Origin of the sequence: Streptomyces sp. NBC_01198 (assembly GCF_036010485.1) — a bacterium.
GTDB lineage: Bacteria > Actinomycetota > Actinomycetes > Streptomycetales > Streptomycetaceae > Actinacidiphila.
In genome coordinates, this window is sequence record NZ_CP108568.1 from 2,932,213 (window position 1) to 2,949,824 (window position 17,612).

Annotated in this window: 16 protein-coding genes; 8 read left to right on the forward strand and 8 right to left on the reverse strand. The window is 73.8% G+C overall.

The features are described from left to right. The first annotated feature begins 56 nt into the window (after positions 1–56). The gene (locus tag OG702_RS13025; RefSeq protein ID WP_327289045.1) at positions 57–959 is read left to right on the forward strand and encodes a phosphatase PAP2 family protein; all 903 of its coding nucleotides are present in this window, start codon (positions 57–59) and stop codon (positions 957–959) included. A gap of 180 nt (positions 960–1,139) precedes the next feature. Here the strand turns inward: OG702_RS13025 and xylA are convergent, their stop codons facing one another. Beyond that, positions 1,140–2,321, reverse strand: coding sequence for a xylose isomerase (xylA, locus tag OG702_RS13030; protein ID WP_327289046.1), 1,182 nt, complete (start codon positions 2,319–2,321; stop codon positions 1,140–1,142). Between the two features lie 102 nt (positions 2,322–2,423). Between xylA and xylB the strand changes: the two genes are divergently transcribed. Beyond that, positions 2,424–3,848, forward strand: coding sequence for a xylulokinase (xylB, locus tag OG702_RS13035; protein ID WP_327289047.1), 1,425 nt, complete (start codon positions 2,424–2,426; stop codon positions 3,846–3,848). Positions 3,849–4,493: 645 nt separating this feature from the next. Next, positions 4,494–5,675, forward strand: coding sequence for an ROK family protein (locus OG702_RS13040; protein ID WP_442814707.1), 1,182 nt, complete (start codon positions 4,494–4,496; stop codon positions 5,673–5,675). Here the strand turns inward: OG702_RS13040 and OG702_RS13045 are convergent. Next, complete coding sequence (locus OG702_RS13045) at positions 5,623–6,975, reverse strand: L,D-transpeptidase (protein WP_327289048.1); 1,353 nt, start codon at positions 6,973–6,975, stop codon at positions 5,623–5,625. The two genes, OG702_RS13040 and OG702_RS13045, sit on opposite strands and share 53 nt — an antisense overlap. A 326-nt stretch (positions 6,976–7,301) precedes the next feature. Between OG702_RS13045 and OG702_RS13050 the strand changes: the two genes are divergently transcribed. Continuing rightward, positions 7,302–7,574 (forward strand): LAETG motif-containing sortase-dependent surface protein, encoded by a 273-nt coding sequence (locus tag OG702_RS13050; RefSeq protein WP_327289049.1) that lies wholly within the window; start codon positions 7,302–7,304, stop codon positions 7,572–7,574. A 9-nt stretch (positions 7,575–7,583) separates the two neighbouring features. Here the strand turns inward: OG702_RS13050 and hutH are convergent, their stop codons facing one another. The 5 genes from hutH to OG702_RS13075 all read right to left on the reverse strand — a co-directional run bounded on the left by hutH (position 7,584) and on the right by OG702_RS13075 (position 13,754). Continuing rightward, complete coding sequence (hutH, locus tag OG702_RS13055; RefSeq protein ID WP_327289050.1) at positions 7,584–9,152, reverse strand: histidine ammonia-lyase; 1,569 nt, start codon at positions 9,150–9,152, stop codon at positions 7,584–7,586. A gap of 238 nt (positions 9,153–9,390) precedes the next feature. After that, a complete protein-coding gene (locus OG702_RS13060; protein WP_327289051.1) occupies positions 9,391–10,548 on the reverse strand; it encodes a GGDEF domain-containing protein in 1,158 nt (385 codons plus the stop codon). Between the two features lie 69 nt (positions 10,549–10,617). Next, on the reverse strand, positions 10,618–11,421 hold the full coding sequence (locus OG702_RS13065; protein ID WP_327289052.1) for an enoyl-CoA hydratase/isomerase family protein: 804 nt from the start codon (positions 11,419–11,421) through the stop codon (positions 10,618–10,620). Positions 11,422–11,509: 88 nt separating this feature from the next. Continuing rightward, positions 11,510–12,625, reverse strand: coding sequence for an adenylate/guanylate cyclase domain-containing protein (locus tag OG702_RS13070; RefSeq protein WP_327289053.1), 1,116 nt, complete (start codon positions 12,623–12,625; stop codon positions 11,510–11,512). A 220-nt stretch (positions 12,626–12,845) separates the two neighbouring features. After that, a complete protein-coding gene (locus tag OG702_RS13075; RefSeq protein ID WP_327289054.1) occupies positions 12,846–13,754 on the reverse strand; it encodes a biotin--[acetyl-CoA-carboxylase] ligase in 909 nt (302 codons plus the stop codon). Positions 13,755–13,988: 234 nt separating this feature from the next. On the opposite strand from OG702_RS13075, the gene OG702_RS13080 reads away from it, so the two are divergent. From OG702_RS13080 to OG702_RS13095, 4 genes are all read left to right on the forward strand, one after another. Continuing rightward, positions 13,989–15,578, forward strand: a complete 1,590-nt coding sequence (locus OG702_RS13080) for an acyl-CoA carboxylase subunit beta (protein ID WP_327289055.1) — start codon at positions 13,989–13,991, stop codon at positions 15,576–15,578. 39 nt (positions 15,579–15,617) lie between these two features. Further along, positions 15,618–15,836, forward strand: a complete 219-nt coding sequence (locus OG702_RS13085; protein ID WP_442814402.1) for an acyl-CoA carboxylase subunit epsilon — start codon at positions 15,618–15,620, stop codon at positions 15,834–15,836. Between the two features lie 124 nt (positions 15,837–15,960). Further along, positions 15,961–16,095, forward strand: a complete 135-nt coding sequence (gene mmpB, locus OG702_RS13090) for a morphogenic membrane protein MmpB (RefSeq protein WP_327289056.1) — start codon at positions 15,961–15,963, stop codon at positions 16,093–16,095. Between the two features lie 86 nt (positions 16,096–16,181). Next, a complete protein-coding gene (locus OG702_RS13095; RefSeq protein ID WP_327289057.1) occupies positions 16,182–16,790 on the forward strand; it encodes a nucleoside triphosphate pyrophosphatase in 609 nt (202 codons plus the stop codon). Here the strand turns inward: OG702_RS13095 and OG702_RS13100 are convergent. Then, positions 16,771–17,229 (reverse strand): hypothetical protein, encoded by a 459-nt coding sequence (locus OG702_RS13100; protein ID WP_327289058.1) that lies wholly within the window; start codon positions 17,227–17,229, stop codon positions 16,771–16,773. The genes OG702_RS13095 and OG702_RS13100 overlap by 20 nt on opposite strands. Between the last annotated feature and the right edge of the window lie 383 nt (positions 17,230–17,612).

Sequence of the window (17,612 nt, forward strand, 5' to 3'; positions counted from 1 at the left end):
TCGGGGCTGTCGGTGGACTTCAGCGGATTGCGGTGCGGAGGGGCAGGGACTGCCATATGGGACTGGGGAGCGTGTCGTCGTCGGTCATCGCCGCCAAGCGCCCGTTCCCCAGACCCAGGGTCCCGCTGCCGGCCAGGCTCCCCCAGCTGCTGCCCGAGTTGCTGCTGCTCTTCGTGGTGGACTCGATCTACAAGTACGGCCGCAAGGTCGCCAACGGGCAGACCGACGACGCCTTCCGGCACGCCGACAACGTCTGGTCGTTCGAGCGCGCGGTCCACCTGCCGAGCGAGCACACGGTCCAGCAGCTGATGCTGCACAGCCACACGGTGATCCACACCGCCAACTACCTCTACGCCACCGTGCACTTCCCGGCCATGGCGATCTTCCTCGGCTGGATGTTCGTCAAGAAGCGGGCGCACTACCTGTGGATCCGGCGGGCCATCGTGATCCAGACGATGCTCGCGCTGCTCGGCCACCTGTTCTTCCCGCTGGCCCCGCCGCGGATGCTGCACGGCGACGGCATGATCGACACCGCCTCGGTCTACGGTCCTGCCGTCTACGGCAAACCGGACGGCGACTCGATGTCCAACCAGTTCGCCGCGATGCCGTCCCTGCACGTCGGCTGGGCGCTGGCCATCGCGATCGGCCTGATCGCCGCGTACCGCTCGCGCTGGCGCTGGCTGTGGCTGCTGCACCCGCTGGTCACCACGCTGATCGTGGTCGGCACCGCCAACCACTACTGGCTGGACGGCATCGTCGGCTCGGCGCTGCTGGCCGTGGCCCTCGCCGTCATCCCCGGGCCGGTCACCGACCCGCCGGCGCCGCTGCCGGGCCGCGACCACTGGGCCTGGCCGCTGCGGCGGACGCCGGTCCCCGCGGCCGAGCCGGGCCTGGCCACGATCCCCGAGCCGGCCACCGGGTCCCCGGCCGTGCAGCGGACCGAGCGCAGCCGCAACTGACCGGCTGACAGCGGCCCTGTGGCGTACTGACCCTGCCGGCCACCGGCGTCCCGTGGCGGGCTGCCCCTTCCGGGCCACCGGCGTCCCGTGGCGGGCTGCCCCTTCCGGTCACCTGCCTCCCGCCGCGGCGGGAGGCACGCGGTTCCCCGCGCCCTTGCCGGGCGCGGGGAAGGCGGTGCTTCAGCGGGCGCCGAGCAGGTGCTCCATCGCCAGCTGGTCCAGCTGCTCGAAGGCCATACCGCGCTGGGCGGCGGCATCCGCGTCGAAGTCCTCGTAGGAGGCGCGGTCGGCCAGCAGCCCGGCCAGACCCTCGTCCGCCGAGACGGTGGGCTGGGCGAGCTGGTCCAGGCGCGAGGCGACCAGCGCCTCCTGGACGGCCGGGTCGGCGCGGAAGGCGGCGGCGCGGTCCTTGAGGATCAGGTAGTTGCGCATGCAGCCCGCGGCCGAGGCCCACACGCCGTCGTAGTCCTCCGTGCGCGGCGGCTTGAAGTCGAAGTGCCGCGGGCCTTCGTAGCCCGCCGTCTCCAGCAGGTCCACCAGCCAGAACGCCGACCGCAGGTCGCCGGCGCCGAAGCGCAGGTCCTGGTCGTACTTGATGCCGGTCTGGCCGTTGAGGTCGATGTGGAAGAGCTTCTTGTGCCACAGCGCCTGGGCGATGCCGTGCGGGAAGTTCAGGCCCGCCATCTGCTCGTGGCCGACCTCCGGGTTGACGCCCACCATTTCGGGGCGCTCCAGGGTGTTGATGAACGCCAGCGCGTGGCCGACCGTCGGCAGCAGGATGTCGCCGCGCGGCTCGTTCGGCTTGGGCTCGATGGCGAACCGCAGGTCGTAGCCCTTCTCGGTGACGTAGTCGCCGAGCAGGTCGAAGGCCTCCTTGAAGCGGTCGAGCGCGACCCGGACGTCCTTGGCGGCGCCGGACTCGGCGCCCTCGCGGCCGCCCCACGCGACATAGACCTTGGCGCCCAGCTCGGCGGCCAGGTCGATGTTGCGGATCGTCTTGCGCAGCGCGAAGCGGCGCACGTCGCGGTCGTTGGAGGTGAAGCCGCCGTCCTTGAAGACCGGGTGGGTGAAGAGGTTGGTGGTCGCCATCGGGACGGTCAGCCCGGTGGTGTCGAGCGCGGCACGGAAGCGCTTGACCGTCGCGTCGCGCTCGGCGTCGGAGGACCCGAACGGGATCAGGTCGTCGTCGTGGAACGTCACACCGTACGCGCCGAGCTCGGCGAGTTTGGTGACGGTGTCCACCGGGTCGAGCGGCGCGCGGGTGGCGTCGCCGAACGGGTCGCGGCCCAGCCACCCGACCGTCCACAGGCCGAAGGTGAACTTGTGCTCCGGCCGGGGGGTGAGGTTCGTCTCGGAAGTCATTACGGCTCGCTCCTATTCGTCAGACTGTTGAACAAATTAGTATGCGAGGCCGATGATGGGAAGTGGCAGCCCACGACGGGCTCGGGAAGGGACAGGAATCACATGGGGTCGGACAGCGCATCGCACGGGTCGGTCGTCCTCGGCGTCGACAGTTCCACGCAGTCCACGAAGGTGCTCGCGGTGGACGTCGAGACCGGAGCGGTGCTGGCCTCCGGCCAGGCGCGGCACACCGTCAGCGCCGGTGCGGGACGGGAGACCGACCCCGAGGAGTGGTGGTCCGCGCTGCAGTCGGCCCTCGGCCGGCTCGGCCCGTGGGCCGGTCGCGCCGAGGCCGTCTCCGTCGGCGGCCAGCAGCACGGGCTCGTGGTGCTCGACGCGCAGGGGCGGCCGGTGCGGCCCGCCCTGCTCTGGAACGACGTGCGGTCCGCGCCGCAGGCCGCCGCGCTGGTCGACACGTACGGCGCCGAGCACTGGGCGCAGCGCTTCGGCTCAGTGCCGGGGGCGAGCTTCACGGTCTCGAAGTGGGCCTGGCTCGCCGAGCACGAGCCCGAGGCCGCCGCGGCCGCGCGTGCGGTGCGGCTGCCGCACGACTTCCTGACCGAGCGGCTGTCCGGCGCCGCCGTCACCGACCGCGGCGACGCCTCGGGGACGGGCTGGTGGCGCTCCGACACCGAGCGCTACGACGAGGCGCTGCTCGCCGCGATAGGCCTCGCGCCCGACCTGCTGCCCACTGTGCTCGGCCCCGGCGAGCAGGCAGGCACCGTACGCGACGGGCTGCCGCTGCGGGCCGGCGCGCTGGTCGCCGCGGGCACCGGCGACAACGCCGCGGCCGCGCTGGGCCTCGGCCTCACGCCCGGCCGGGCCGCGCTCAGCCTCGGCACGTCGGGCACGGTCTACGCGGTGTCGCGGCAGCGGCCGGCCGACGCGAGTGGCGTCGTCGCCGGGTTCGCCGCGGCGGCGGGCGGCTGGCTGCCGCTCGCCTGCACGCTGAACTGCACGCTCGCCGTCGACAAGGTGGCGGCCCTGCTCGGCCGCGACCGGGAGGACGTCGAGCCCGGCGGCTCGATCGCCTTCCTGCCCTTCCTGGACGGCGAACGCACGCCCAACCTGCCGTACGCCTCCGGGCTGCTCACCGGGCTGCGCCACGACACGACCGCCGGCCAGGTGCTGCAGGGCGCCTACGACGGTGCCGTCTACGCGCTGCTCGGCGCGCTCGACCAGGTCCTCGCCGTGGACGGCGAGGCGCCCTCGGACGAGCCGCTGCTGCTCATCGGCGGGGGCGCGCGGGGGGCCGCGTGGCTGGAGACGGTACGCCGGCTGTCCGGGCGCGCCGTCCAGGTGCCGGAAGCCGGGGAGCTCGTCGCGCTGGGCGCCGCGGTGCAGGCTGCTGCCGCCTTGACGGGTGAGGACGCCGTGGCCATCGCCCACCGCTGGTCCACCACGTCGGGCCCCGTCCACCCGCCCCTCCCCCTCGACACCCCCACCCTCACCCGCCTGGCGGCGACCCTGCCTCTGGCCTCGGCCTAGCCCGTGCGCTTCGCTGGCCGCTCTGGCTCGGAGGGGTGCACTTGCGGCGTGGCCGCACCCTTCCCGCCCCTCGGGCCACGCCCCCGGGGGGTGCCACTTGCGCTGGGCGCGCCGCTCTCCCGCCACGCGGGCTGGGCACGCCGTTCCCCGCGCCCCTCAGGGGGTGCCACTTGCTGTCGGCGGGCTGCTTTCCCGCCGCTCGGGCTGGGCGCGCAGTTCCCCGCGCCCCTCCGGGGGGGGTGCCACTTGCGGTGGCTTCGCACCTTGCGCTGCGTCGGGGCTTGTCGCGCCGTTCCTCGCGCCCCTGGAAAACGCTCACCCTCCGCTCAGGGGGCAAGCCATCAGGGGCGCGGGGAACTGCGCGACAAGCCCCCACCAGGCCGCAGGCAAGCACACCACCGCAAGGGGCAGCACCACAGGGGCGCGGGGAACTGCGCGACAAGCCCCCACAGGGGCGCGGGAAGTGCGCGTCGTCCAGCCACGGTGCGGTGGCACTGTGAACGCGACAGGACGGGACACCCACCCAAGGGCGCGGGGCACGGCGCGAAAGGCCACGACGTACGCGCGGCGTACACCGCACAACCGGACCGGAGGTACATCGTGGGGAAGAGCACAGGCGCACAAGCCGGCCTTCGGCAGCGGAACATGGCCCTGGTCATGCAGGCACTCGCCGCGGGCGAGAAGGTCACCCGGGCCGCGGTGGCCGCCGAGGTGGGGCTGACGCGGGCCACCGTGTCGACGCTCGTGGACGAGTTGCTGGCCGTCGGCCTCGTGGCGGAGCAGGGCGCGCAGCGCCCCGGCACGGTGGGCCGCCCCGGCACCGTGCTGGCGCTGGCCGAGACGGGCCCGGCCGGCATCGGGGCGGAGATCGGCGTGGACCACCTCGCCGCCTGCGCGGTGGACCTCACCGGCAGGGTGCGGGTCCGCGCCGATCGCCCGGCGGCGAACCGCGGCCGCCCGGCGGCGGCCGTCCTGGCCGAGCTCGCGGAGCTGACCGCCGGCGTGACCGCCGAGGCGGCGGCGGCCGGCCTGCACCCGGTGCGGACCACGGTCGCGGTCCCTGGCCTGATCGGCCCGGACCGCGGCACGGTGCTGCGCGCGCCGAACCTCGGCTGGGAGGACGTACCGCTGGCCGCGGCCTTCGGCGGGGGCGCGGCCACCGCGGTGGAGAACGAGGCCAACCTCGGCGCCCTGGCCGAGCTGTGGCTCGGCGGCCACGACGGCCGCCTCACCGACTTCGTCCACGTGTCCGCCGAGATCGGCATCGGCGCCGCCCTGGTCGTGGAGGGCCGCCTCTTCCGCGGTGCCCGCGGCTTCGCCGGCGAGCTGGGGCACGTGCCCGTACGCCCGGAGGGCCCCCGGTGCTCGTGCGGTGCGAACGGCTGTCTTGAGACCTACGCTGGCGAGGAGGCGCTGCTGCGGGCCGCGGGTGTGCGCACCGGACGCGGCCCGGCACTGAAAGCGGCGGCCGTCGCAGGCGACCCTGCGGCACTGCGTGCGCTGGAGGAGGCAGGCGCCGCCCTGGGCATAGCCCTCAGCGGTGCGGTCAACCTGCTCGACCCGCAGGCCGTGGTGGTCGGCGGCCCGCTCGCGGACCTTGCGCCCTGGCTGCTGCCGGGCGTGCGCCGCGAGCTCGCCGCCCGCGTCACCGACCGCCAGTGGCGCGCCCAGGACGTACTGATCTCCCGGCTCGGCCATGACGGCGTACTGCGCGGGGCCGCCTACAGCTCGGTGCGTACCGTGCTGGACGACCCCGCGACATGGATCCGTACCGTTACAGAGCCGAACCTGCCACCCACTGGCTCCACGTCATGTTCCAGCCGTTGAGGCCGTTGCTGGGCTGGATCGTCTTGTCGGGCGAGTTGACGACCGTGACGACGTCGCCGAGCAGCGAGTGGTTGTAGAACCACGCGGCGTCGGTGCTCGGGTCCTTGCCGCCCTTGAGGTCCTCCAGACCGATGCAGCCGTGGCTGGTGTTGGCGTGACCGAAGACCGAGGGGTCGCCCCAGTAGTTGCCGTGGATGAACGTGCCGGAGTTGCTCAGCCGCATGGCGTGCGGCACGTCGGGGATGTCGTACTCGCCCTTGCCGTCGTCGTCGGTGAAGCCGACCGTGGCACCGTTCATCCGGGTCGTCTGGTCCTTCTCCTCGATGACCATCTGACCGTTGTAGGTGGTGTGGCCGTCGCCGCCGGCGGAGATCGGGATGGTCCTGATGACCTGGCCGTCGCGGACCACGGTCATCATGTGGGTCTTGGTGTCGACCGTGGAGACCTGCGAGCGGCCCACGTCGAAGCCCACGGTCTTGTCCTGGACGCCGTAGACGCCCGGGGCGCCCTTGATGCCCTTGAGGTGCAGGTCGAGCGTGACGTGCGAGCCGGCCGTCCAGTACGTCTGCGGGCGCAGGTCGAGCCGCTTGGCGCTGAACCAGTGCCCGACCACCTGCTGCCCGCTGCTCGACGTCACGGAGACGCCCCGCTGCACGGCGGCCCGGTCGGCCTTGGCTATCGACTTGTCGAAGTTCACCGACACCGGCATCCCGACGCCGACGGTGGAGCCGTCCTCGGGCGTGAAGTAGCCGACGAAGGTGGACGGTTTGGCGGCGGCCGTGGCGAAGGTGGAGGTCGCGGCGACGGGCTGGCCCTTGGTGTCGGTGGCCGAGGCGGCGATCGCGTACTGGACGCTGTGCGCCAGCGAGCCGGACGGGGTCCAGCTCTTCTTGTCGGCGGACAGCTTGCCCGCGACCTTGTGCCCGGTCGCCTTGGACGTCATGGTCACCGAGGTCAGGGTGCCACCGCTGACGGAGACCTTGACGCTCCCGGTGACCTTGGCGCCGGTGCCGCCGTTCTGCGGAGTGATGGTGATCTTCGCCGCCGAGGTGTGCTTGGCCGCGGCCGCGTCCTGGCTGGACTGCGTGACGACGGGCTGCGTCGGCGAGGGCGCCGGCGCGGTGTGCGCGGCCGACGGCGACGAGCTCGCGGCGGACTTGCCGTCCGCGTGGGAGCCGCCACCGCTGCACGCGGCGAGGGCGATACTGCCGCCGATCAGCACCGCTGCGGCCGCGATGGTGCGGCGCCGGGTGATCCTGGGGTGCTTCTCCGGGGCAGATCCGTTCTCAGGCGGCGTCACGCATCTCTCCAATGGGGCTGGGGTCCCCCGCGGATGCACCACGGGCTTCTTCCGTCCCCAATGGAAACAGCCCGGCCGGGCAAATCACCCTTTCCGGACCCAACTGTGGCCTTTCACACGCCGGCCGCCCGGACCGCCGGACCGTACGCATGTACGCCACCACGCACGGTGACCGTTCGGGCTCCGTGGCTGGCGGCCCGGCGACGGCGGCCGGGCCGCGCTTCCGTGCGCCCCCGCCGGTGCCCGGGAGTCGGCTTCCCAAGGAGTGGCCCCAGTCACTACCATCAGCCACCACGGTCAAGTCGTCGCAACCCCTGGGGGTTCCATTGGCCTCGCCCCGCCCTTACGTCGCCGCAGCCGCCGCTTCCGTGCTGGCCGCGTTGTATTTCGTCCCGTCCGCGAGCGCCAGCCCCCAGCACGCGCCCGCCGCGAAGCCGGCCCACGCCACCGGCGCCGTACCCTCCTCGCAGCAGCTGGACCTCGCGGACACCGGCAGCATCGACACCACGCCGTACGTGATCGGCGGCTCGGCCTTCCTGGTGGCCGGCGCCGCACTGGTCGTCGACGCGACCCGGCGGGCACGCCGGGCCGCGCTCTGACCTGGCAGGTTACGCCAGCGGTCCGGTGACCGCCTCGGCCGCGCGGACCAGCGCGCCGGACCGTACGAAGGCGTGCGCCGCCTCCAGGTCCGGCGCCAGGAACCGGTCCCGGCCGGGGCCCGGCACGCCCGCGTCCCGTACGGCCGCGAGCACCGCGGCGGTGGCCAGAGCGGGCCTGCCGCCCGCGACCGCCCTGATCTCCAGCGCCCGGGTGGCGGCGAACATCTCCACGGCGATGATCCGCGCCAGCGCGTCGACCGCGGTCCGCAGCTTGCGTGCCGCCGACCAGCCCATCGACACGTGGTCCTCCTGCATCGCGGAGGACGGGATCGAGTCGACCGAGGCCGGCACCGCGAGCCGCTTCATCTCGCTGACCAGCGCCGCCTGGGTGTACTGCGCGATCATCAGCCCGGAGTCGACCCCCGGGTCGTCGGCCAGGAACGGCGGCAGGCCGTGCGACCTGTTCTTGTCCAGCAGGCGGTCGGTGCGCCGCTCGGCGATCGACCCGAGGTCGGCGGCGGCGATCGCCAGGAAGTCCAGCACGTAGCCGACGGGGGCGCCGTGGAAGTTGCCGTTCGACTCCACCCGCCCTCCCCCAGGGGAGGTACCCCCCTCCAGGACGACGGGATTGTCGACGGCCGCGGCCAGTTCGCGCTCCGCGACCAGCCGGGCGTGCGCCAGGGTGTCCCGGCCCGCGCCTGCCACCTGCGGGGCGCAGCGGATGGAGTACGCGTCCTGCACCCGCGGGGCGTCGTCCTGGTGATGCCCCGTCAGGCCGGAACCGGCGAGCACCTTGGCCATGTTGGCCGCGCTGGCCGCCTGGCCCGGGTGCGGGCGGATGGCGTGCAGCTCGGGCGCGAGCACCCGCTCGGTGCCGAGCAGGGCCTCCAGCGACAGGGCGGCGGTGATGTCGGCCGCGGTGTACAGGCCCGCGAGGTCGGCGCAGGCCATCACCAGCATGCCGAGCATGCCGTCGGTGCCGTTGATGAGGGCCAGGCCCTCCTTCTCCCGCAGCTCCACCGGCTCGATGCCGTGCTCGGCGAGCAGCTCGGGCACCGGCCGCACCACACCGTCCGGGCCCTCCGCCTCGCCCTCGCCCATCAGCACCTGGGCGCAGTGCGCGAGCGGCGCGAGGTCGCCGGAGCAGCCGAGGCTGCCGTACTCGTGGACGACGGGGGTGATGCCCGCGTTCAGCAGCGCGGCCATCGTCTCCGCGACCAGCGGGCGCACGCCGGTGCGGCCGGACGCGAGCGTCTTGAGCCGCAGGAACATCAGCGCGCGGACGACCTCGCGCTCCACCTTCGGGCCCATCCCGGCGGCGTGCGACCGCACGAGGGAGCGCTGCAGCTGCGCTCTGAGCTCGGGGGAGATGTGGCGCACGGCGAGTGCGCCGAAGCCGGTGGAGACGCCGTACACCGGTTCCGGCCTGGCAGCCAGCGCCTCCACGGTGGCCCGTGCGGCGGCCATGCCGCTGGTCGCGGCGGCACTCAGCTCCACGACGGCGCCGGCGCGGGCCACGGCGAGGACGTCCTCCGGACCGGCCCCGTGCGGCCCGATCACCACGGTGTGCATATTCATATTCACGCACCCTAGGCACTGAATCCCTCCCTGTCACCATCCCCCCGCCCCCTCCCCCCTCCGCCGGCCTTCGCACCCCGCAGCGCATCCTCCCTGGCCGCCCCCCCCCTGAACCAGGGGCGCGTGGGGGTACCCCCAGGCGAAGCGCTGGGGGGAACGGCGCGCGAAACCACGACGCACCGCAAGAGCGAAAGCCACCGCACGTGGCAGTCACCCCAGAGCCGCCGGCAGGCGGGACTCACCCGGGCGCGCGCCCCCGCAGGTGGCGGCGTTCCGACTGCGGCACCGGTGGGGGGGAGTCGGCCAGGCGGAGGACCGGGTCCTCCGGGCCCTCGCGGCCGGCGACGATCGGCCGGGGCGAACGCAGCGCCTTCGCCCGGTACTGCGCGGCGTCGGCGAGCCGGAAGAGCCGCCGCGCCGACCGCACCGGCCCGATCGGGTCGCCGGTGGACGCGACGCCGCAGGCGACCCCTTCGCCGACGTCGAACCTCGCCGCCCGCAGGCACAGTTCACCGGCCGCCCGGACCACCTCGTCCGCGCTGCTGCCCACCGCGAGGATGCAGAACTCGTCACCGCCCAGCCGCGCGGCGAGGCTGCCGGGCAGCATGGCACCGCACAGGGACAGCAGCGACCCGAAGCGTTCGAGCAGGCGGTCGCCGACCTCGTGGCCGAGCTGGTCGTTGACCTTCTTCAGGCCGTTGAGGTCGCAGACCACCAGGCTGACGGCCGTACCGTCCGCCCGATGCCGCTCCAGCGCTTCGTCGAGGCGCTGGTCGACAGCCCGGCGGTTGCCGAGGCCGGTGAGCGGGTCGGTGAAGGCCAGCTGCTGGACCTCGGCGAGCCGCTCGGTCTGGGCGATGCCGGACGCGATGACCGCGGCGAGCACGGTCGCGAAGTCCGCGTCGGGCCGGGCGAACTGCGGCTCGCCGTGGCCGCGGGCGACGTACACCTCGCCCCAGGCCCGCCCGTGCAGCACCAGCGGCGCGACCACGCAGCTGCCGCGGCCCCGCCGCCGCAGCGCCGCCGCCCGGCCCCAGCTGCTGCCACCCGGCGAGGCCCCGGTGCCCTCGGACGTCTCGACCCAGGCGTGCGGCTCGCCGCCGCGCGCCCAGCTGCCGTGCAGGAATTCGGCGATCTCCGGGAAGTCGCGCACCGAGTACGACTCGTCCGCCGGCTCCGGTTCCTCGCCGGGCGCGAGGTCGCCGTCGTTGACCAGCACCCGGAGCCGCCCGGTCTCCCGCTCCCACGCGGAGACCGCCGCGAAGGAGCCGCCCATCGCCAGCCGCGCCCGGTGCGCGCCGGCCCTGGCCGCGTCCTGCGGGGTCTGCGCGGTCGCGAGTGCCTGCGCCAGCTCGACGACGGCGCGCAGCCGCAGGTCGGCCGTCCCTTCCTCCATCGTCCCAGGTTAGAGAGCTTTCCCCGGGTTCGGGTGCTTGCTACGCCGAACGGCCGTCCGGCCCGCGCGCTACTCCCCCGGCCAGTCCGGAGTCCGCTTGTCGTTGAAGGCGGCCACGCCTTCTGCCCGGTCGCCGGAGAAGGCGACCGTGCGCCATGCCGCGTCCTCGACGTCGAGCCCGGCCCGCAGGTCCAGGCCGTGGCCCAGCCGCAGGGCGCGCTTGGCGGCGCGCAGGCCGACGGGGCTGTTCCCGGCGACGCGCCCGGCCAGGGCGAGCGCTGCGGTGCGGGCGCTCTCGCCCTCCGGGGCGAGCTGATCGACCAGGCCGAGCGCGGCCGCCTCGTCGGCGGCGACCCGGCGCGCGGTGTAGATCAGCTCGGCCGCGCGGGCGGCGCCGACCCTGCGGGGCAGCAGCTGGGTGCCGCCGCCGCCGGGGATGACGCCGACGGACACCTCGGGCAGGCCGACCACGGCCGTACGGTCGGCGACGATCAGGTCGCAGGCGAGCGCCAGCTCGAAGCCGCCGCCGAGGGCGTAACCGTGCACCGCGGCGACGGCCGGCATCGGCAGGTCGAGCACACCGGTGTACGCGGCGCGGGCGTACGGCCGCTGCCGGCCGAGTTCGGCGTCCGTCAGGGAGTTGCGCTCCTTGAGGTCGGCGCCGACGCAGAAGGCCTTCTCGCTGGATGAGCTGACGACGGTGACGCTCACCGTGCGGTCCGCCGCGAGCGCCGCGCAGGCCGCCGCGATGGCCTCGGCCATGGCCGTGGAGACGGCGTTCATGGCCTTGGGCCGGTCGAGCACCAGCTCGGCCACCCTCCCCCCGCCGTGCCGTTCGACCCGCACCCACTCGCCGTACCGCGCCTCAGCCATCGACCCGCCTCCCGGTTAACGCCCGTGAACGGGCCTCATCCTGCCACGCGCCGCCGGCCGCCCGGCGGGTCAGGCCTGGGGGCGGGGGTCAGCCGCGGCGGGTGAGGAGCCAGGGTTCGACCACGCCGAGGCCGCGGACCGGGCGGCGCCACATCGGCTGGAGCGCGAAGCGGTACTTCTCCGCGTCCGCCGCGTCCACGTCCGCCTCGGACAGCGGCGCCTCCCCCGCCTCCGCGAGCGCCTCGGCGAAGTCGCCGTCGACCAGCACGGCGTCCCGGGGAGCTATCGAGGTCAGGCGGGACGCCAGATTCACCGTCGTACCGAAGACATCGCCCATCCGGGTGGTCACCGTGCCGAAGGCCATGCCCACCCGGAGCGCCGGCATGGTCTCGTCGCCGGTCATCGTCTCGATGAGCCGTATGCCGATCTCGGAGGCCGTACCGGGGTCGTCGGCGACGAAGAGCACCTCGTCGCCGAGCGTCTTGATCAGCCGCCCCCCGTACGCGGCGACCTGGTCGGCGGCGGTGGTCTCGAAGGCCTCGACGAGCTCGCCGAGTTCCTCCTCCTCCAGCCGACGGGTGAGCCGGGTGAAGCCGACGAGGTCCGCGAAGCCGACGGCGAGGCGGCGGTCGACGGCCTCCTCGTCGTCGGACTGGACGACCCGGCTGGTGGCGGCCGCGACCTGGCGGCGCCACACGTAGATGAGGAATTCCTCCAGCTCCGGCAGCAGCAGCTCGACCAGCGGATAGGCGACCTCCGCGCGGGTCATGCCGGGCTCGGGCGGCTCGGTCAGGCCTTCGAGGAAGGAGTCGGTCTGCCAGTCGGCGAGCCTGGCGGTGGTCTGGCCGGTGGAACGGGCCACCTGGATGGCCATGGACTCCGAGAGCAGCCCCGCCTCGACCAGGCCCGCGAGACGCCGCAGCGCCAGCACGTCCGCCTCGGTGAGCGCCCTGGCCTGCCCGATGTCGGCGAAGCCCATGGCGCGCCAGAAGCGGGCGGCGAGGTCCATGGAGACGCCCGCGGCACGGGCCGCCTGGAAGGGGGTGTAGCGGCGGGGCGCGCCGAGGATGAGCTCTTCGAGCCGCAGCGCCAGCGGATGCTCGCCGGTGTCCGTGACGGCCTCGCCGTCCGGGTCGGCTTCCGCACCCGGATCGGCCTCGGACGGCTCGTCCGGAACGGGTGGGCCCGGGTCGTCCACGGTCACCGCCCGGCCCCTGAATAATCCCTGCGCACAGCCCTTCCGATCATCGAGACGACGCAGCGAGTCCACGATACGGCAGGTGTGCCGCAGCTCACTCGCACCGGGAGGCCCCCGCCCACCGCGAGGACCGCCGCGTGGCCGCCGGCGGGGCTCGCCGCCGGGGACAGCCGAAGCCGCCCGCCGGGATCGACCGCGCGGGCCACCGCCGGGCCGGCCGGGGACGTCACCGGGCGGGCCGCAGGTGGACGACGTCGCCGGCGCCGACCGGCTGCTCGCCGTCGGGCCCGGCGATCACCAGCCGCCCGTCGCCGTCGACGGCGACCGCCGTGCCGGCCAGCTCCCGGCCGCCTGGCAGCTCCGCGCGCACCTGGCGGCCGAGGGTCGCGCAGCCGGCCGCGTAGGTCTGCTGGAGCCGGGAGGCGGCCGGGTCGCCGCCGGCCGCGCGCCAGGCGTCGTACCAGTCGGCGAGGGAGCGCAGCACGGCCCGCAGCAGCGGGTCGCGGTCGGTGCCCTGGGCGCCGGCCAGGGCGAGGGAGGCGGCGGTGGGGACCGGCAGTTCCGCCGCGCGCAGCGAGACGTTGACGCCGATGCCGATGACGACGCTGCTCTCCCCGGTCCGCTCGGCCAGCATGCCGCCGGCCTTGCGCTCCTCGCCCTCGACGGTGACCAGCAGGTCGTTGGGCCATTTGAGAGCCGTGTCGACACCGGCCGTGCGGGACAGCGCGGTGGCGGTGGCGACCCCGGCCAGCAGCGGCAGCCAGCCCCAGCGGTGCACCGGCACGGGCGCGAACACCCCGCCGGCCGCCGCCGCGTCACCCGCCGCACCGCGGCTGTCGGCGTCCGGCGCCGCCGCGCCGGGCCGCAGCAGCACCGAGAAGAACAGCCCGGAGCGCGCGGGCGCGCTCCAGCGCCGGTCCAGCCGGCCGCGCCCCGCGGTCTGCTCCTCGGCGACCAGCACCGTGCCCTCGGCGGCGCCCGCCGCGGCCCTGGCGGTGAGGTCGCTGTTGGTGGAGCCGGTGGCCTCCACAACGTCGAGCCCGCTCCACAGCGAGTCGGCGGTGACCACCGCGCGGCGCAGCGCGGCGGCGTTGAGCGGCGGTCGGTCGAGGTCGGACCAGCGGCTGGACGTCATATGTCCACCCTACGAGCGCCGGCGGCGGTGACACGCCGGGCCACGGGGGTGCCGCCGCCCGCGCGGCCCGGTGCTGGTGCAGTGTGGTGAACACCGCAGTGCCCGTACCCGAGAGTCGCCACTACGCTACGGAACACAGCGTTACTCACGAGTTAAGAAGCGTCCGTTCACCGGGGGGCGGCTCCAGCAGCCGTCGGGCGCGTCACCGCCGCCGAGAGCAGGAGAGCCGCCTCCATGGCCGAGCCGGACTACGACATCCACACGACCGCGGGGAAGCTCGCGGACCTGCGCCGCCGTATCCAGGAGGCGAACCACGCGGGATCCGGGCGGGCGGTGGAGAAACAGCACGCCAAGGGCAAGCTGACCGCCCGTGAGCGGATCGAACTGCTGCTGGACGACGACTCCTTCACCGAACTGGACGAGCTGGCCCGGCACCGCTCGACCAACTTCGGCCTGGAGGCCAACCGCCCCTACGGCGACGGCGTCATCACCGGCTACGGCACCGTCGAGGGCCGCCCGGTCGCGGTGTTCTCGCAGGACTTCACGGTCTTCGGCGGCGCGCTCGGCGAGGTCTACGGCGAGAAGATCGTCAAGGTGATGGACTTCGCACTGAAGACCGGCTGCCCGGTCATCGGCATCAACGACTCCGGCGGCGCCCGCATCCAGGAGGGCGTCACCTCGCTCGGGATGTACGGCGAGATCTTCCGCCGCAACACCCACGCCTCGGGCGTGATCCCGCAGATCAGCCTGATCATGGGCCCGTGCGCGGGCGGCGCGGTCTACTCCCCCGCCATCACCGACTTCGTGGTGATGGTGGATCAGACCTCGCACATGTTCATCACCGGTCCCGATGTGATCAAGACGGTGACCGGCGAGGACGTCGGCATGGAGGAGCTGGGCGGCGCGCGCACCCACAACTCCACCTCGGGCAACGCCCACCACCTGGCCGGTGACGAGAAGGACGCCTTCGAGTACGTCAAGGCGCTGCTGTCCTACCTGCCGAGCAACAACCTGGAGGAGGCGCCCTCCTTCGCCGCTCCGGCGGACCTGGCGCCGACCCCGGAGGACCTGGAACTCGACACGCTGATCCCGGACTCGGCCAACCAGCCCTACGACATGCACCGGGTCATCGAGCATGTCCTGGACGACGGAGAATTCCTGGAGACCCAGGACCTCTTCGCGCCGAACATCATCACCGGTTACGGCCGTATCGAGGGCCGCCCGGTGGGCCTGGTGGCCAACCAGCCGCTGCAGTTCGCCGGCTGCCTGGACATCAACGCGTCCGAGAAGGCCGCGCGCTTCGTGCGCACCTGTGACAGCTTCAACATCCCCGTGGTCACTTTCGTCGACGTCCCCGGTTTCCTGCCCGGCACCAGCCAGGAGTGGGACGGCATCATCCGCCGCGGTGCCAAACTGATCTACGCGTACGCCGAGGCCACAGTTCCGCTGATCACGATCATCACCCGTAAGGCGTACGGCGGCGCCTACGACGTGATGGGCTCCAAGCACCTGGGCGCGGACCTCAACCTGGCCTGGCCCACGGCCCAGATCGCGGTGATGGGCGCGCAGGGCGCCGTCAACATCCTGCACCGCCGCACGCTGGCGGAGGCGGAGACCCCGGAGGCGGCCGAGGAGCTGCGTGGTCAGCTCATCACCGACTACGAGGACACCCTGCTCAACCCCTACATCGCCGCCGAGCGGGGGTATGTGGACGCGGTCATCCCGCCCTCGCAGACCCGTTGCGAGCTGGTCAAGGCCCTGCGCACGCTGCGCAACAAGCGGGAGAGCCTGCCGCCGAAGAAGCACGGCAACATCCCGCTGTAGCGGCCAGGGCACGCCGGACGACCAGGAAGGAACGACACCGTGGTGATCAAGGTGGAGCGCGGCAGGCCGACGCCCGAGGAGCTGGCCGCTGTCGTGGCGCTGGTCCAGGCGCGGGCCGCGGCGGTCGAGGCGGCCGAGGACGGCCCCGCGGGCCGGGCGGCCGGCTGGTCCGCGCCGGCCCGCAACATCCCCCGGGCGATGCCCCGCCCGGCGCCCGGCGCGTGGCGGATGTCGGCCTGGCCCGGCGGCCCGGCCTGAGCACGACGGCCCCGGGCCGGCCTGAGTGACCCGGGGCCGGCCGGGGCCGGAGCGTCCCGCCGCCGCGGCGCCTGAGTACGCGTACTCAGGCGCCGCGGCGTTACCCAGGAGCAACCTGGGGTGCATGTTGTGGCCGGACGACCAGCGCGAGGAGCACTCCGAGGAGATGCGCCACGCGCTGAAGATGCTGCGCAGGGCGATGGTGGTCGCCGCCCTGGTCGCGGGGGTGCTGATGGCCTTCGCCACCTGGCGGGTGTGACCCGCCCTTCAAGGCCGTGCCCGGCGCTGGTTCCCGGATGCCGGGCGGGGCGCGGCGCTGTCGGTGGCGCTGCCTACGATGGTGCGATGACGTCGAACCGCCGCGTGCTCGTGCTCGCCTCCGCATCCCCCGCCAGGCTCGGCCTGTTGAAGCAGGCCGGGTTCGACCCGCGGGTGCTGGTCAGCGGGGTGGACGAGGACGCGATCAGCGCGGACAGCCCCGCCGAGCTGGCCAGGGTGCTCGCCGAGGCGAAGGCCACCGCGGTGGCGGCCGGCGGCATGCTGGAGGGCGGCGAGATCGTGATCGGCTGCGACTCGGTGCTCGACCTCGACGGTACGGCGCTGGGCAAGCCCGCCGACGCCGCCGAGGCCACCGCCCGCTGGCAGGAGATGCGCGGCCGCACCGGAGTGCTGCGCACCGGCCACTGCGTGATCGACACCGCGAGCGGCCGCCAGGTGTCGGCGACGGCGTCCACCACCGTACGGTTCGGCACCCCGGACGACGCGGAGATCGCCGCCTACGTCGCCAGCGGCGAACCGCTGTATGTGGCGGGCTCCTTCACCCTCGACGGGCGCTCCGCGCCCTTCGTGGACGGCGTGGACGGCAACCCGGGCACCGTGATCGGCCTGTCGCTGCCGCTGCTGCGCTCGCTGCTCTCCGACCTCGGGGTGCGGATCACGGACCTGTGGACGTAGCCGGCGCGCCGGACGGGGCCGGCGGGGCGGGCGCGGTAGCGGGCGAGCGGTCCTCGGGGGCGTAGAGGAGCAAGGTGCCGACCAGCAGGGCGAGGACGAGCATCAGCGCCACAAAGGCGTACCAGCCGACGAGGCCGACCACGACCGCGCCGAGCACGCCGTGGACCACCGCGCAGACGATGAGCACGATGCGGCCGAACCGGCCGCACATCCGGTCGCGTGCGGCGATCCGGGCCACCAGCACCGCGCAGGCGACCAGGAAGAGGGCGAACAGGCCGCCGCCCACCCAGGATCCGGCGGCCATGGCGTCGGGGTCGAGGCCGCCCAGCGACATCCTCTGATGGCGTACGGCGAGGCCGAGTATCCAGTTCACGAAGGCGACCGTGAGCGCTTCGAGCACCAGGACGACGGCCGTGCCGACGGCTATACCTCTGCGCACGCTCGTCCCCCTCCAGTGGCCGAAACCCTGCGGGTCGCACGCTACTCACGAGTAAGACGACGGGCAAGGGCCCGCACAACGGTCCGCGCCCGGCGGCCGCATGACGTCGCCGGGCGGTCCTCCCGGCGGTACCGATGGCGGTCCCCGGGCGGTCACCCGACGGTCCGTCGGCGACGCGCCGTTCACTCGTGAGAGGAGACTCGGCGGCAAACTTTGCGCACACTATTCGTGGAGTTCCCACAAAAGAACGTCGGCTCCGTGCGTGGACTTCGAGCGAGATGTCCCCCACACCCGGTAGTGCGGGACATCGGTGGGAGCAGGGCCGTACCGTGGACTGAGCAGGCGTTCACGGGTTGTTGTGGCCCATGGATCACCCTCCGTGT

Bases quoted from the DNA above. Each gene is read 5' to 3' on its own strand.
- OG702_RS13025 (WP_327289045.1), top strand. From the start codon at position 57: ATGGGACTGGGGAGCGTGTCGTCGTCGGTCATCGCCGCCAAGCGCCCG.
- xylA (WP_327289046.1), bottom strand. From the start codon at position 2,321: ATGACTTCCGAGACGAACCTCACCCCCCGGCCGGAGCACAAGTTCACC.
- xylB (WP_327289047.1), top strand. From the start codon at position 2,424: ATGGGGTCGGACAGCGCATCGCACGGGTCGGTCGTCCTCGGCGTCGAC.
- OG702_RS13040 (WP_442814707.1), top strand. From the start codon at position 4,494: ATGGCCCTGGTCATGCAGGCACTCGCCGCGGGCGAGAAGGTCACCCGG.
- hutH (WP_327289050.1), bottom strand. From the start codon at position 9,152: ATGAATATGCACACCGTGGTGATCGGGCCGCACGGGGCCGGTCCGGAG.
- OG702_RS13060 (WP_327289051.1), bottom strand. From the start codon at position 10,548: ATGGAGGAAGGGACGGCCGACCTGCGGCTGCGCGCCGTCGTCGAGCTG.
- OG702_RS13065 (WP_327289052.1), bottom strand. From the start codon at position 11,421: ATGGCTGAGGCGCGGTACGGCGAGTGGGTGCGGGTCGAACGGCACGGC.
- OG702_RS13075 (WP_327289054.1), bottom strand. From the start codon at position 13,754: ATGACGTCCAGCCGCTGGTCCGACCTCGACCGACCGCCGCTCAACGCC.
- OG702_RS13080 (WP_327289055.1), top strand. From the start codon at position 13,989: ATGGCCGAGCCGGACTACGACATCCACACGACCGCGGGGAAGCTCGCG.
- mmpB (WP_327289056.1), top strand. From the start codon at position 15,961: ATGTTGTGGCCGGACGACCAGCGCGAGGAGCACTCCGAGGAGATGCGC.
- OG702_RS13095 (WP_327289057.1), top strand. From the start codon at position 16,182: ATGACGTCGAACCGCCGCGTGCTCGTGCTCGCCTCCGCATCCCCCGCC.